Origin of the sequence: Chimaeribacter coloradensis, from assembly GCF_002858715.1 — a bacterium.
In the GTDB taxonomy this organism is placed as follows: Bacteria; Pseudomonadota; Gammaproteobacteria; order Enterobacterales; family Enterobacteriaceae; genus Chimaeribacter; species Chimaeribacter coloradensis.
The window spans coordinates 398,939-412,993 of sequence record NZ_PJZH01000002.1 but is presented as its reverse complement, the minus strand read 5'-3'; the positions used below and the strand labels follow the sequence as shown (position 1 = coordinate 412,993).

Below are 14,055 nucleotides of genomic sequence, written 5' to 3'. Positions count from 1 at the left end.
GTCAGTGAATAACGAACAGCCCCGCCACCACCGGCAGCGGGGCCAACCGGTTAAGGCTTATTCATAACTCATGGTAAAGGTGGTGTTGGTGTTCACCTTACCGGCGACGATATCGTTGGTGCCTAAGCCCCAGTCTGCACTCGGCACATAGGAGACCATAAAGGCCAGCATGCCTTCACCCGTCGTGATATCAGCAACCTGGGTAGCGTTCATGTCACCGATTTTGATCTGTGATTGATCGCCGGAGGTGTTATTGAACAACGCCAGGCTGACGTTCTGCGCCGCACCCGCCACCGTTGGGTCTGCTTTCAGCGTGCCGTTGGACAGCTCCGCAAATTGCTGGGAAGTGAAGGTAGCTTTGGCACTGTCATAGGTATCCGGGCAGCCGGTGAGTTTCAGCTCAAACTCTTTGGCACCCACGCCGCGGGTCGCGATCGTGGCGGCTTCCACATCGGCTTTTTTCACCACCGGCAGGCTGATGGTGATGTTGTTCGCTTCAACGCCGTTATTGGTGGTGATTTTGCAGGTGGTATCGGTTACGGCACCGTCAAAGGTGATCAATCCTAAATCGGTATCGCCTGCGTAAGCGGCAGAGGAGCCGAGCGCCAATGCCAGTGCAGAAACTGCAAAGATATTTTTTTTCATTTTCATGTCCGTTTTTAAAAAAAGGGAGGCTAATGAATTTGGGAAAAACCTTAGGAATTAATCCCAATTTCCGGGGGTTATTATGGTTTTGATAGAGAGCAGAGCAATCAATTAGTGCTGAATGATTAATTAATTTATACTTAATTATCAAATGATTACTGTGCTAAAAAGCACAGTGAAATGGCCTTGACGCCATCGCCGTTTTATTTATCGCCTGCCGGGAATATCCCGCGGCCTGCCGCCCTGTCACTGCCCGCCCCCCGCCCGGCGGCGGTTGTTTTTACGCTTTTTTTACACCCTGCCCCGCGCTTTTTTCAGCTTCTTTGCCCCGCGCTCTTTACGCTGCGTCTGTCCCACATTGGAAAAAAATTCCCTTTTTTACAGGAGAGAAACATGAGTCTCGGCGTAATCGCGGGTGCGGTAGTGGTGCTGCTGCTGTTGGTTTACCTGATCTATGCCCTGATCCGGGCGGAGGCCTTCTGATGGCGGCCCAGGGCGCAGGATTGATCGCCGGTTTTATGCTGGTGCTGTTGTTGCTGGCGCGGCCCTTGGGCAGCGGGCTGGCGCAACTGATTGAGGGAACGCCGCGGCCGGGGCTGCGGCGGCTGGAAAACGGCGTCTGGCGGCTGGCGGGCATCACGCCGGACGGCATGAATTGGGTGCAGTATCTGCTGGCGCTGATCGGCTTTAACCTGCTGGGGCTGGTGCTGCTGCTGGCGCTGCTGCTTGGGCAGGGGGCGTTGCCGCTCAACCCGCAGCAGTTGCCGGGGCTGCCGTGGGATCTGGCGCTGAACACCGCCGTGAGCTTTGTCACCAACACCAACTGGCAGGCCTACAGCGGTGAAAGCACCCTGAGCTACTTCAGCCAGATGGCCGGGCTGGGGGTGCAGAACTTCCTCTCCGCGGCCACCGGCATCGCGGTGGCGTTTGCGCTGATCCGCGCCTTTGCCCGCCCCGCAACGGCCACGCTCGGCAACGCCTGGGTGGATCTCACGCGCATCACCCTTTATGTGCTGCTGCCGCTCTCCCTGCTGATGGCGCTGTTCCTGGTGAGCCAGGGGGTGTTGCAGAACCTCGCGCCTTACCAGCATGTCGCCACGCTGGAGGGCGGCGCGCAACTGCTGCCGATGGGGCCGGTGGCCTCGCAGGAAGCGATCAAAATGCTCGGCACCAACGGCGGCGGCTTCTTTGGGGCGAACTCCGCCCACCCGTTTGAGAACCCGTCCGCCCTGAGCAACCTGGTGCAGATGCTGGCGATTTTCCTGATCCCGTGCGCGCTCTGCTTCGCCTTTGGCGAGGCGGTGGGCGACCGCCGCCAGGGCAATGCGCTGGTCTGGGCGATGTCGCTGATTTTCGTGGTCTGCGTGGTGGTGGTGATGTACGCCGAACTCGCCGGTAACCCGCACTTCACGGCGCTGGGCGCAGACAGCACCGCCAACATGGAAGGTAAAGAGACGCGCTTCGGTATTCTCGCCTCCTCGCTGTTTGCGGTGGTGACCACCGCCGCCTCCTGCGGCGCGGTCAATGCGATGCATGACTCCTTTACCGCGCTCGGCGGGCTGGTGCCGCTGTGGCTGATGCAGATTGGCGAGGTGGTGTTCGGCGGCGTCGGCTCCGGCCTCTACGGCATGCTGCTGTTTGTGCTGCTGACGGTGTTTATCGCCGGGCTGATGATTGGCCGCACGCCGGAGTACCTCGGCAAGAAGATCGACGTGCGTGAGATGAAGATGACGGCGCTGGCGATTCTGGTCACCCCTGCGCTGGTGCTGCTCGGCACCGCGCTGGCGCTGGTCACTGAGAGCGGCCGGGCGGGCATCCTGAACCCCGGTGCGCACGGCTTCAGCGAAGTGCTCTACGCCCTCTCCTCGGCCGCCAATAACAACGGCAGCGCCTTTGCCGGGCTGAGCGTCAACACGCCGTTCTATAACCTGCTGCTGTCGGTGGCGATGTTCTTCGGCCGCTTCGGCGTGATCCTGCCGGTGATGGCGATTGCCGGGTCGCTGGCGGCGAAAAAACGCCAGCCGGCCGGGCCGGGCACCCTGCCCACCACCGGGCCGCTGTTTGTCGGCCTGCTGGTCGGCACCGTGCTGCTGGTCGGCGCACTGACCTTTATCCCTGCCCTGGCGCTTGGCCCGGTGGCGGAACACCTGCATATGATCACGGCCCCGCTGAACGCGGCGGCCCACGGATAACGGCGGAGACCCGATCCATGACCGATAAACATTCAGCACCGCGCACCACCGCGTTGCTCAACGGGGCGCTGCTGCGCACCGCCCTGCCGGACGCCCTGAAAAAGCTCGACCCGCGCACCCAGTGGCGTAACCCGGTGATGTTCGTGGTGTGGCTCGGCAGTGTGCTGACCACGCTCATCTGGCTGGAACAGCTGGTGAACCAGCGCGGCGGCAGCGCCTTTACCGGCAGCATCGCCCTGTGGCTCTGGTTTACCGTGCTGTTCGCCAACCTGGCGGAGGCGCTGGCCGAAGGGCGCAGCAAGGCGCAGGCCGCCAGCCTGAAAGGGGTGAAGAAAAGCAACTGGGCGAAGAAATTGTCCGCCCCGCACCCGGACGCCGCGCAGGAGAAGGTCTCTGCCGAGAGCCTGCGCAAAGGTGACTGGGTGCGGGTGGACGCCGGTGAGACCATCCCCTGCGACGGCGAAGTGCTGGAGGGCGGCGCCTCGGTGGATGAGAGCGCCATTACCGGCGAGTCTGCGCCGGTGATCCGCGAGTCAGGCGGGGATTTCGCCTCCGTGACCGGCGGTACGCGGCTGCTGTCAGACTGGCTGGTGATCGAATGCAGCGTTAACCCCGGCGACACCTTCCTCGACCGGATGATCGCGATGGTCGAGGGCGCGAAACGGCGCAAGACGCCGAACGAGATCGCCCTGACCATCCTGCTGATTGCGCTGACGATTGTGTTCCTGCTGGCGACAGCCACCCTCTACCCTTTCTCGCTGTTCAGCGTGATGGCCGGGCAAGGCGGCCTGCCTATCACCGTCACAGTGCTGGTGGCGCTGCTGGTCTGTTTGATCCCGACCACCATCGGCGGGCTGCTGTCGGCGATTGGCGTGGCCGGGATGAGCCGGATGCTGGGGGCGAACGTGATCGCCACCAGCGGCCGGGCGGTGGAAGCCGCCGGGGATGTGGATGTGCTGCTGCTCGACAAAACCGGCACCATCACCCTCGGCAACCGGCAGGCGTCCGATTTCCTGCCTGCGCCGGGCGTCAGCGAACAGGATCTGGCAGACGCGGCGCAACTCGCCTCGCTGGCGGATGAGACGCCGGAGGGGCGCAGCATCGTGGTGCTGGCGAAACAGCGCTTTAACCTGCGCGAACGCTCCCTGGCGGCGCTGAACGCCAGCTTTGTGCCCTTCTCCGCCCAGACAAGGATGAGCGGGGTGAATATCGGCGGGCGGTCGGTGCGCAAAGGCGCGGTGGACGCCATCCGCCGCCATATTGAGGCCAACGGCGGCAGCTTCCCGGCGGCGGTCACCACGCTGGTGGAGGGCGTGGCGCGCCAGGGCGGCACGCCGCTGGTGGTGGCAGACGACAACCGGGTGCTGGGTGTGGTGGCGCTGAAGGACATCGTGAAAGGCGGCATCCGCGAGCGGTTCGCCCAGTTGCGCAAAATGGGCATCAAGACCGTGATGATCACCGGCGACAACCCGCTGACCGCCGCGGCCATCGCCGCCGAGGCCGGGGTGGATGACTTTCTCTCCGAGGCGACGCCGGAAGCCAAGCTGGCGCTGATCCGCCAGTACCAGGCGGAGGGGCGGCTGGTGGCAATGACCGGTGACGGCACCAACGACGCCCCGGCACTGGCGCAGGCGGATGTGGCCGTGGCGATGAACTCCGGCACCCAGGCGGCGAAAGAGGCGGGCAACATGGTAGACCTCGACTCCAACCCCACCAAGCTGATCGAGGTGGTGCATATCGGTAAACAGATGCTGATGACGCGCGGTTCGCTGACTACGTTCAGCATCGCCAATGACGTCGCCAAGTATTTCGCCATTATCCCGGCGGCCTTTGCGGCGACCTATCCGCAGCTCGACGCGCTGAACGTGATGCACCTGCACTCGCCCGCCTCCGCCATTATGTCGGCGGTGATCTTCAACGCGCTGGTGATTGTGTTTCTGATCCCGCTGGCGCTGAAAGGCGTGCGCTACAGCGCGATGGGCGCGGCGGCACTGCTGCGGCGCAACCTCTGGATCTACGGGCTGGGCGGGCTGTTGGTGCCGTTCGTCGGTATCAAGCTGATTGACCTGCTGCTGACCCTGCTGGGCATGGCGTAAATAAAGGAGAGTGATGATGTTACTGTTACGCCCGATGATTGTCGTACTACTGCTGCTCAGCCTGTTGACCGGCATCGCCTACCCGCTGCTGACCACGGCGCTGTCCGGCTGGCTGTTCAGCGCACAGGCCAACGGCTCGCTGCTTTATCGTGACCAACAGGCGGTCGGCTCGGCGCTTATCGGCCAGAATTTTACCCGCGACACCTATTTCTGGGGCCGCCCCTCCGCCACCTCGCCGACGCCTTATGCTACGCTGGCCTCGGCGGGCAGCAACCTGGCCGGGAGTAACCCGGCGCTGGATCAGGCGGTGGCGGCCCGCATCGCCGCGTTACGCACCGCCAACCCGGAAAGCCCGCCCCGGGTGCCGGTGGAGCTGGTGACCGCCTCCGGCAGCGGGCTGGACCCGGAGATCTCACCGGTGGCGGCGCGCTGGCAGATCCCGCGTATTGCCCGCGCGCGGCACCTCTCCGCCCAGACGCTGGAGACGCTGATCGCCGCGCATACCCGCACGCCTTTCCCGGCCTTTATCGGTGAGCCGGGGGTGAACGTGCTGCAACTGAACCGCGCCCTGGATGCGCTCAACCAAGGATAATGCATGGTGAATGAGGTGCCTGCGCGCCCCGACCCCGATGCCCTGCTGGCCCTGGCCAATGCCCGCCCGCGCGGGCAGTTGAAGATCTTCTTCGGTGCCTGCGCCGGGGTGGGGAAAACTTACGCCATGTTGCAGGAGGCGCAACGGCTGCATGCCGCCGGGCTGGATGTGCTGATCGGCGTGGTGGAGACCCACGGCCGCCGGGAAACGGAAGCGCTGCTGGAGGGCATTCCGCGGCTGCCGCTGCGGCGTATCAGCCACCGCGGCCGCCCGCTGCCGGAGTTTGACCTGGATGCCGCGCTGGCGCGCCGCCCGGCGTTGATCCTGATGGATGAGCTGGCGCACAGCAACGTCAGCGGTTCCCGCCACCCCAAACGCTGGCAGGATGTTGACGAGCTGCTGAACGCCGGGATCGACGTGCTGACCACGGTCAATGTGCAGCATCTGGAGAGCCTCAATGACGTGGTCGGTGGGGTGACCGGCATCCGCGTGCGGGAAACGGTGCCGGATCAGATCTTCGATCAGGCCACGGAAGTGGTGCTGGTGGATCTGCCGCCGGACGACCTGCGGCGGCGGCTGAAAGAGGGCAAAGTCTACCTGCCCGGCCAGGCGGAGCGGGCGATTGAGCATTTTTTCCGCAAGGGCAACCTGATTGCGCTGCGGGAACTGGCGCTGCGCCGCACCGCTGACCGGGTCGACGGCCAGATGCGGGAACTGCGGCAGGGGCCGGAGAGCGAGGCACCGCGCCATGCGCGGGATGCGCTGCTGGTCTGCATCGGCCCCGGTGGCGGGCAGGAGAAGCTGGTGCGGGTGGCCGCACGGCTGGCGGCGCGCCTCGGCTGCGACTGGCACGCGGTCTACGCCGAGACGCCGCGCCTGCACCGGCTGCCCGAGGCGCGGCGGCGGGCGATTTTGCAGGCGCTGAAGCTGGCGCAGGCGCTGGGCGCAGAGACGGCCACCCTGGCCGATCCCCAGCCGGAGCAGGCGTTGCTGCGCTATGCGCGCCAGCACAGCCTGGGCAAAATTGTCGCCGGGCGGCCGCCGCAGCCCCGGCGCTGGCGGCGCAGCTTCGGTGAACGGCTGGCGCGGCTGGCCCCGGAGGCAGACCTGCTGCTGGTGCCGCTGGCGGATGTGCCCTTCCCGCCTGCGGCCCCGGAGCCGGCCACCGGGCGCTGGCGGCGGCAGTGGCAGGGGTGCGGGCTGGCGGTGGCGCTCTGCGCGCTGATTACGCTGGTGGCCCAGTGGCTGTTGCCCGGTTTCGACCCCTCTAACCTGGTGATGCTCTACCTGCTCGGCGTGGTGGTGGTGGCGCTGTTCTTCGGCCGCTGGCCGTCGGCGCTGGCGGCGCTGCTGAATGTGGTGAGCTTTGACCTGTTTTTCGTGCAGCCGCGCGGCTCGCTGGCCGTGACGGACATGCAGTATCTGGTAACGTTTGCAGTGATGCTGACGGTGGGGCTGGTGATTGGCAACCTCACCGCCGGGGTGCGGTATCAGGCGCGGGTGGCGCGCTACCGTGAGCAGCGCACCCGCCATCTCTATGAGATCTCCACCGCACTTAGCCAGGCGCTGACGCCGGAAGAGGTGGCGCGCACCGGCTGCCGCGTGGTGGCCAGCGGCTTCCCGGCGCGGGTCAGCGTGTTTCTGCCGGACGATCAGGGCGCGTTGCAGCCGTTCAGTGAAGAGGGGGCCGCGCCCGGCCCGATCGACCCGGCGATTGTCCGCTGGAGTTTTGATACCCGCGCCCCGGCCGGGGCGGGCACCGATACCCTGCCCGGCGTGCCCTATCAGTTATTGCCGCTGACCACCGCGCGCCGGATCTTCGGCCTGCTGGCGGTGGAACCCGCCAGCGCCCGCCAGCTGATGGTGCCGGAGCAGCAGCGGCTGTTGCAGACCTTTACCGTGCTGCTGGCGAATGCGCTGGAGCGGCTCTACCTGGCGGCGCAGGCCGAGCGGGCACGGGTCGACGCCGAGCGCGAGCAGCTGCGCAATTCCCTGCTGGCCGCCCTCTCCCACGACCTGCGCACCCCGCTGACGGTGCTGTTCGGGCAGGCGGAGATCCTGACGCTGGATCTCGCCGCGGCGCACTCCCCCCACGCGCCGCAGGCCAGCCAGATCCGCCAGCAGGTGCTGAGCACCACCCGGCTGGTGAATAACCTGCTGGATATGGCGCGCATCCAGTCCGGCGGCTTCCAGTTGCGTAAAGAGTGGCAGGCGCTGGAGGAGCTGATCGGCAGCGCCTGGCGCTCGCTGGAGCCGACGCTGGACGGCCACAGGCTGCTGCTGAACCTGCCGCCGGATCTGGTGCTGGTTGAATGCGATGCCGGGCTGATTGAGCGGGTGCTGGTCAACCTGCTGGAGAACGCCCACAAATATGCCGGGCCGTCCGCCACCCTCGGCATTGATGCCGTGGTGCAGCCGGGGATGCTGGCGGTCACGGTCTGGGATGACGGCCCCGGCATCCCGCCCGGCACGGAACAGCTGATCTTTGATAAATTCGCCCGCGGGCATAAAGAGTCAGCAATTCCAGGCGTCGGCTTGGGTCTGGCGATTTGTCGTGCCATTATGACGCTCCATGACGGTGATATTCAGGCGATGAACCGCCCTGAAGGCGGCGCGGCATTCTGTTTCCGGCTGCCCCTCACCCCACCGCCGCAACTTGAGATGGATGCCGACGAGGAGAACGCCCCTGAACCCGGTGCAGATTCTGATAGTGGAAGATGAGAAAGAGATCCGCCGCTTTGTGCGTACCGCCCTGGAAGCGGAAGGGTGGCGCGTGCATGACGCCGCCACGCTGCAGCGCGGGCTGATCGAGGCGGCCACCCGCAAGCCGGATCTGATCGTGCTGGATCTCGGCCTGCCGGACGGCGACGGGCTGGATTTCATCCGGGATCTGCGCCACTGGAGCGCGATCCCGGTGATCGTGCTGTCTGCCCGCAGTGAGGAAGAGGACAAGATCGCCGCGCTGGACGCCGGGGCGGATGATTACCTCAGCAAGCCGTTTGGCGTCGGGGAGTTACTGGCCCGGGTGCGCGCCTCGCTGCGCCGCCACGGCAGCAACGGCGGCGGCGAAAGCCCGCTGGTGAGTTTTTCAGAGGTGACGGTGGATCTGCTGAACCGGCAGGTCACGCGGCAGGGGGAGCCGGTGCACCTGACGCCGATCGAGTTCAGGCTGCTGGCGGAGTTGCTGGCGAACCGGGGGAAAGTGCTGACCCAGCGCCAGTTGCTGAGCCGGGTGTGGGGGCCAAATGCGGTGGAGCATAACCACTATCTGCGCATCTACATGGGCCACCTGCGCCAGAAACTGGAAGCCGACCCCGCCCGGCCGCAACATCTGCTGACCGAGACCGGCGTCGGCTACCGTTTTGTCAGTTAATTACGCGGGGCGCATTGTGCCTCAGTAGAAATCCTGAACGGCCAGTTCCGACTGGGCGAGCCACACCGGTTTGTTGCTGGTTTTTTGCCAGACGCGGTACAGGTAGCTGTAAAAACGCGCGCGATCGCGGCGCAGCAGCATCACCGGCAGCGCCAGCACGCCGACGACGACCACCGCCAGGCGGCGTAAGAGAATCTGGTAGCGGGGAAACGCGGTATAGATGGACATGGCTATCTTCCTCAGCAGTAAAATTACGCAGGTAAACAGTCACGCTGTTTATGTAAGTTAGTACAAATATTACTCTGCGTTATGAAACTTTACCACTCATCCGACCACTATTTTTTGCCTTTTTTGCCCGAGTTTACCCTATTTCTGTAATTAGGTTACAGCGGTGTTAAAAATTAACTAAACATTGGTTAATTTAAGGCTATTCACTCCATGGTGTCTATGCACCGGGCGCCCTGCCCGGCCGTCACCGTTACGCACTTTCACCTTTCGCCAGGGTCTGCTCAATCGCCGCGACCGCTGTTTGCAGCGCCTGATTCACTTCAGCGATCTGTGCGGGGGTAAGGTCAGTGCGCATCATGTTGCTGCGCAGGGTATGTTTCAGCGCTTTCATGGTGTCACTGATCCCTTCCGCCAGGTTGCCTTCGCGGTTCTGCGTCACCTGCGCCAGCCGGGCAAAGATGCCGTCCACCGCCACCTGGTGCTGTGCCAGTTCCGCTTCACCCGCTTGCGTCAGGCGGTAGCTTTTGCGGCCGTTGCCGGTCGGCACCGCCTCCAGCAGCTCCTGCTCTTCCAGCAGCGTCAGCGTCGGGTAGATCACGCCCGGGCTGGGCACGTACAGGCCGGAGGAGGCCTCTTCAATCGCTTTGATCAGCTCGTAGCCGTGGCTCGGTTTTTTCGCCACCAGCGCCAGCAGGACGCGCTTCAGGTCACCATGTTCAAACAGGCGGTGCAGTTTTTCGCCGCGGCCGCCGCGACGCCCGCCGCGTTCACCGTGGTGATGCTCATGGTGCCCGCCGCGGCGGATCAGGTTATAGACTTTGTCACGGCGGCGGCCGCCATGTTTACGCGGGGTCATGTGGTCATGAATCATAGATCTCTCCATTAGGTTTAGATATATCGATTTGGTTTCGATATATCTAAAATAGAGAGCGATCAGATTTTGTGCAAGCGCTTTTTAGCAATCCGATATATCTATTTTTCAGACATAAAAAAAGCGCTGTTTTCACAGCGCTTTTTCAGCAGAACCCGGAAGGGAAAGGCCGTTATTTGGCGTTGGCCAGCACTTCACTGACGATGTCGACCGCTTCTTTCTCGATCTTCTCGCGGTGCTCAGCACCCAGGAAGCTCTCGCAGTAGATTTTGTACGCCTCTTCCGTGCCGGACGGACGCGCCGCAAACCAGCCGTTGTCGGTCATCACTTTCAGGCCGCCGATGGACGCCCCGTTGCCCGGTGCCGCCGTCAGGCGGGCGGTGATCTTGTCACCGGCCAGCTGGTCAGCCTGCACCTGCTCCGGGGAGAGTTTGGAGAGCGCCGCTTTCTGCGCATGGCTGGCCGGGGCCTGGATGCGGTTGTAGCTCGGCGCGCCGAAACGCTGCGCCAGCTCATCGTAATGCGCCTGCGGGTTTTTGCCGGTCACGGCGGTGATCTCCGCGGCCAGCAGGCACATGATGATGCCGTCTTTGTCGGTGGACCACGGCGTGCCGTCGAAGCGCAGGAACGAGGCCCCGGCGCTCTCTTCACCACCGAAACCGAAGCTGCCATCATAGAGGCCATCCACGAACCATTTGAAGCCCACCGGCACTTCCACCAGCTTGCGGCCCAGGTCAGCCACCACGCGGTCGATCATCGCGCTGGAGACCAGCGTTTTGCCCACGGCCACATCCTGGCCCCACTGCGGGCGGTGCTGGAACAGGTACTGGATCGCCACCGCCAGGTAATGGTTCGGATTCATCAGCCCTTTCGGGGTGACGATGCCGTGGCGGTCGTAGTCCGGGTCGTTGGCAAAGGCCAGGTCGAACTTGTCACGCAGCGCCAGCAAACCGGCCATCGCCGACTCAGAGGAGCAGTCCATGCGGATGATGCCGTCGTGGTCCAGGTGCATAAAGCGGAAGGTCTGGTCGACTTCGTCATTCACCAGCGTCAGGTCGAGCTTGTAATGCTCGGCGATGCGCTGCCAGTAAGCGATGCCGGAGCCGCCGAGCGGGTCAACGCCCAGCTTCAGGCCCGCACGCTGAATGGCCGGCATGTCGATGATCGAGGTCAGGCCTTCAATGTACGGCTGAACCAGATCTTTCTCATGCAGGTGGCCGCTCTGCCAGGCTTTGTCCAGCGACTGGCGCTGTACACCGTTCAGGCCGTCGGCCAGCAGCGCATTGGCGCGCTTTTCGATCACTGACGTCAGGTTGGTGTCGGCCGGGCCGCCGTTTGGCGGGTTGTATTTGATGCCGCCATCTTCCGGCGGGTTGTGGGACGGCGTAATCACGATGCCGTCCGCCTGCGCGCCGCCGTTCTGGTTGTGCACCAGAATGGCATTGGAGACAGCCGGGGTCGGGGTGAAGCCGTTATCCTGCTGGACGATCACGTCCACGCCGTTGGCGGTCAGCACTTCCAGCACAGAGATGAAGGCCGGCTCTGAGAGCGCGTGCGTATCCTTACCCACGTAGCATGGGCCGGTTGTGCCCTGCTGTTTACGCACTTCCGCAATCGCCTGGGCGATGGCCAGGATGTGCGCTTCATTAAAGCTGTGACGCCCGGCGCTGCCGCGGTGCCCGGACGTCCCGAACTTCACCGCATGGGCCGCATTGCCCGGCTCCGGCCGCAAAACGTAATATTGCGACGTCAACTGTGCCACATTAATCAAATCGCTCTGCTGAGCAGGTTGCCCTGCACGTGGATGATTAGCCACCGGCACTTCTCCCTTTCGCTAAATTAAATGGTGCCGCAAACTTTGTCAGTCAGTTCCACCGGGAACTGCATCGCCTGCATGATGGTTTCGATCATGCTGCGTTTACGGCCGGTATTGGTGTTGGTGATGACCCAGTACGGTGTGCCCGGAACAGGTTTGGGCTTGGTGTGGTTACCGCCCTGGAGCAGGGTTTGCTCGTCGCCGGCAAAGTAGGTGCGCGTGCGGCCGTGCAAGGTTTCCGTTGCCGCCGCGAACTCCTGCGGCGCCAGACTATATAAGGTCGACAACACCAGCATGAAGCGGTTCACCGCTTTGTTCTGCTCGGCGTACTCATCCGACAGCAGCAGCTCACGCATCGCCCGGACTTTGTCACGCGGCTGTTGCGCAGCGGCCGGGGCGGTCACGGAAGGTGCAACCGGCACGGCCTGCTGCGGCTCGGCGCGGGCCTGCATCGACTGGGCAACCGCGGCCGGGGCCGCGCGCACGGCCTGCTGGCCCGGCGTAAACTTCAGCATGCGACGCAGAATGTCGGACGCGCTCTCACCAATATGCTGGGTGTGGCTCGCGATATAACGATAGAGCTCTTCGTCAACCTCAATAGTTTTCATCTTTATCCAGTACTGTTTTTCTACTTAATTCAATCGAAAAGAGTATACAAGCTAATCCGGTTTCGCGAACAGGTTCCTGCGGCCTCAGCCAAAAATGCAGACTATTACCTAATCGCGCCGCCCGGCGGGGGCTTCGTCATCTTTCAATCACGGGAAGATCCAGATTTATATCTCATGATAACCTAAGGAGATTGTCTCTCAGTATGAACTTTGCCATGAAATTAAATTATCGCTTACAAACCGACCACTCACCGGCCGGTGCGCTGCCGGTGGTGTTGATTCACGGGCTGTTCGGCAGCCTGGACAACCTCGGTGTGCTGGCGCGTGACCTGCGCGAACGCCATCCGGTGGTGCAGGTGGATATGCGCAACCACGGGCTGTCGCCGCGCGCGCCGGGCATGACGTACCCGGAGATGGCGGCGGATCTGAAGCAGTTGCTGGACGATCTGGCGATTGAGCGGGCGATTGTTATCGGCCATTCGATGGGCGGCAAAGCGGCGATGGCGCTGACGGCGGTAGCCGGGGAGAAGATCGACAAACTGGTGGTGATTGATGTCGCGCCGGTGGACTACCAGACCCGCCGCCACGATGAGATTTTCGCCGCGATCCGCGCCGTGACCGAAGCCGGGGCAACGGCACGCAGCGCCGCTGCCGCGATCATGCGTGATTACCTGGACGAGGAAGGGGTGATCCAGTTCCTGCTGAAATCCTTCCATGAAGGCGAGTGGCGCTTCAACGTGCCGGTGTTATGGGACCAGTACGCCCACATCACCGGCTGGGAGCCGGTGCCGCCCTGGCCGCACCCGGCGCTGTTTATCCGCGGCGGGCTGTCACCCTATGTGCAGGAGCAGTACCGGGAGGCGATCGCGCGCCAGTTCCCGCAGGCGCGCGCCCATGTGGTGGCCGGCACCGGCCACTGGGTACACGCCGAGAAGCCTGAAGCGGTGCTGCGCGCCATTAACCGTTTCCTTGGCGAGGCGTAACCCTTAATTCAGGGCGTCATCCGGCCAGTATTTGTAGCCGTAGATCATCGCCTGGGCGGAGAGGCCGTTGTCGGTGAGCTGATAGATACGAACGCCGGAGAGGGCGTTGTCCCCGGCGGGCGCGGCGTCCAGCGTGCGGCTGGGGGTCGCGCCGCCCTTGTCTTTATACTTGGCTGAGGCGTGGGTGTCCGCGCTCAGCATCAGGCCATGTTCGGTGAAGTCGCTCAGGCTTTTCGCCGTCGGGAACACCAGCAGAAAACGAACCTGATTGATGCCCAGCCCCACCCCGGTGCCTGCCTGAGCCACTTTCATGTAGGTCTCTTTGCCGCTCTGGTTGTCATGCACCACGCCATAGCCGTTGCCGACCCCCACCACCATGATTTTATTGCTTTGCAGGGCAAAGACGCCGTAACCGGCCGCGCGTTGCAGCGCCTTGCCCGCCTCCGGATAGCGGGCGCGCACCTCGTCCAGCGTGGTTTTTTGCAGGGTGTGGATAGACCGGCGCTGTTCGGCCGGGTTATCGCCTTTGGCCCCGCACCCGGCCACCATCAGCATAAAAATAATCCAGATTAATGATTTAAATTTAACTATATCAAACATTTATCTATAACCCCGAGTGAGAAACCGCGCATTTTGTCAGGTTTTCGGGTG

The 14,055-nt window shown here is 63.3% G+C and carries 13 protein-coding genes; 7 read left to right on the top strand and 6 right to left on the bottom strand.

What is annotated here, in order from left to right:
• Positions 1–57: 57 nt before the first annotated feature.
• Complete coding sequence (locus tag CYR32_RS04210) at positions 58–651, bottom strand: fimbrial protein (RefSeq protein WP_101822863.1); 594 nt, start codon at positions 649–651, stop codon at positions 58–60.
• Positions 652–1,038: 387 nt separating this feature from the next.
• Here CYR32_RS04210 and kdpF point away from each other — a divergent pair, with 387 nt between their 5' ends.
• From kdpF to kdpE, 6 genes are read left to right on the top strand one after another with little or no spacing between them, the layout of a single operon-like run.
• Positions 1,039–1,128, top strand: a complete 90-nt coding sequence (kdpF, locus tag CYR32_RS04205; protein WP_101822861.1) for a K(+)-transporting ATPase subunit F — start codon at positions 1,039–1,041, stop codon at positions 1,126–1,128.
• Complete coding sequence (kdpA, locus tag CYR32_RS04200) at positions 1,128–2,837, top strand: potassium-transporting ATPase subunit KdpA (protein WP_101822859.1); 1,710 nt, start codon at positions 1,128–1,130, stop codon at positions 2,835–2,837. Before kdpF ends, kdpA begins: the two co-directional genes overlap by 1 nt.
• A gap of 17 nt (positions 2,838–2,854) precedes the next feature.
• Positions 2,855–4,933, top strand: coding sequence for a potassium-transporting ATPase subunit KdpB (gene kdpB, locus CYR32_RS04195; RefSeq protein WP_101822857.1), 2,079 nt, complete (start codon positions 2,855–2,857; stop codon positions 4,931–4,933).
• 16 nt (positions 4,934–4,949) lie between these two features.
• Positions 4,950–5,525 carry a potassium-transporting ATPase subunit KdpC gene (kdpC, locus tag CYR32_RS04190; protein WP_101822855.1) on the top strand — a complete coding sequence of 192 codons (576 nt, stop codon included), beginning with the start codon at positions 4,950–4,952 and terminating at the stop codon, positions 5,523–5,525.
• A 3-nt stretch (positions 5,526–5,528) separates the two neighbouring features.
• Positions 5,529–8,246 (top strand): two-component system sensor histidine kinase KdpD, encoded by a 2,718-nt coding sequence (gene kdpD, locus CYR32_RS04185; protein WP_101822853.1) that lies wholly within the window; start codon positions 5,529–5,531, stop codon positions 8,244–8,246.
• Positions 8,191–8,898, top strand: coding sequence for a two-component system response regulator KdpE (kdpE, locus tag CYR32_RS04180; RefSeq protein WP_101822851.1), 708 nt, complete (start codon positions 8,191–8,193; stop codon positions 8,896–8,898). The genes kdpD and kdpE overlap by 56 nt, the downstream gene beginning before the upstream one ends.
• A gap of 21 nt (positions 8,899–8,919) precedes the next feature.
• On the opposite strand, the gene CYR32_RS04175 is transcribed toward kdpE, so the two are convergent.
• The 4 genes from CYR32_RS04175 to seqA all read right to left on the bottom strand — a co-directional run bounded on the left by CYR32_RS04175 (position 8,920) and on the right by seqA (position 12,421).
• Positions 8,920–9,126, bottom strand: coding sequence for a DUF2517 family protein (locus CYR32_RS04175; protein WP_101822849.1), 207 nt, complete (start codon positions 9,124–9,126; stop codon positions 8,920–8,922).
• 250 nt (positions 9,127–9,376) lie between these two features.
• Positions 9,377–9,997, bottom strand: coding sequence for a PadR family transcriptional regulator (locus tag CYR32_RS04170; protein ID WP_165698173.1), 621 nt, complete (start codon positions 9,995–9,997; stop codon positions 9,377–9,379).
• Positions 9,998–10,169: 172 nt separating this feature from the next.
• A complete protein-coding gene (pgm, locus tag CYR32_RS04165) occupies positions 10,170–11,813 on the bottom strand; it encodes a phosphoglucomutase (alpha-D-glucose-1,6-bisphosphate-dependent) (protein ID WP_101822988.1) in 1,644 nt (547 codons plus the stop codon).
• A gap of 23 nt (positions 11,814–11,836) precedes the next feature.
• Entirely contained in the window at positions 11,837–12,421 is a 585-nt protein-coding gene (gene seqA, locus CYR32_RS04160) for a replication initiation negative regulator SeqA (protein ID WP_101822847.1), read from the bottom strand.
• Between the two features lie 203 nt (positions 12,422–12,624).
• Here seqA and ybfF point away from each other — a divergent pair, with 203 nt between their 5' ends.
• Positions 12,625–13,404, top strand: coding sequence for an esterase (ybfF, locus tag CYR32_RS04155; RefSeq protein ID WP_101822845.1), 780 nt, complete (start codon positions 12,625–12,627; stop codon positions 13,402–13,404).
• Positions 13,405–13,407: 3 nt separating this feature from the next.
• Here ybfF and CYR32_RS04150 read toward each other — a convergent pair whose 3' ends face one another.
• The gene (locus CYR32_RS04150; protein ID WP_146000665.1) at positions 13,408–13,959 is read right to left on the bottom strand and encodes a lipid-binding SYLF domain-containing protein; all 552 of its coding nucleotides are present in this window, start codon (positions 13,957–13,959) and stop codon (positions 13,408–13,410) included.
• Between the last annotated feature and the right edge of the window lie 96 nt (positions 13,960–14,055).

Coding starts and splice junctions, on each gene's coding strand:
- CYR32_RS04210 (WP_101822863.1), bottom strand. CDS start 651: ATGAAAATGAAAAAAAATATCTTTGCAGTTTCTGCACTGGCATTGGCG.
- kdpF (WP_101822861.1), top strand. CDS start 1,039: ATGAGTCTCGGCGTAATCGCGGGTGCGGTAGTGGTGCTGCTGCTGTTG.
- kdpA (WP_101822859.1), top strand. CDS start 1,128: ATGGCGGCCCAGGGCGCAGGATTGATCGCCGGTTTTATGCTGGTGCTG.
- kdpB (WP_101822857.1), top strand. CDS start 2,855: ATGACCGATAAACATTCAGCACCGCGCACCACCGCGTTGCTCAACGGG.
- kdpC (WP_101822855.1), top strand. CDS start 4,950: ATGTTACTGTTACGCCCGATGATTGTCGTACTACTGCTGCTCAGCCTG.
- kdpD (WP_101822853.1), top strand. CDS start 5,529: ATGGTGAATGAGGTGCCTGCGCGCCCCGACCCCGATGCCCTGCTGGCC.
- kdpE (WP_101822851.1), top strand. CDS start 8,191: ATGCCGACGAGGAGAACGCCCCTGAACCCGGTGCAGATTCTGATAGTG.
- CYR32_RS04175 (WP_101822849.1), bottom strand. CDS start 9,126: ATGTCCATCTATACCGCGTTTCCCCGCTACCAGATTCTCTTACGCCGC.
- CYR32_RS04170 (WP_165698173.1), bottom strand. CDS start 9,997: ATGATTCATGACCACATGACCCCGCGTAAACATGGCGGCCGCCGCCGT.
- seqA (WP_101822847.1), bottom strand. CDS start 12,421: ATGAAAACTATTGAGGTTGACGAAGAGCTCTATCGTTATATCGCGAGC.
- ybfF (WP_101822845.1), top strand. CDS start 12,625: ATGAACTTTGCCATGAAATTAAATTATCGCTTACAAACCGACCACTCA.
- CYR32_RS04150 (WP_146000665.1), bottom strand. CDS start 13,959: ATGCTGATGGTGGCCGGGTGCGGGGCCAAAGGCGATAACCCGGCCGAA.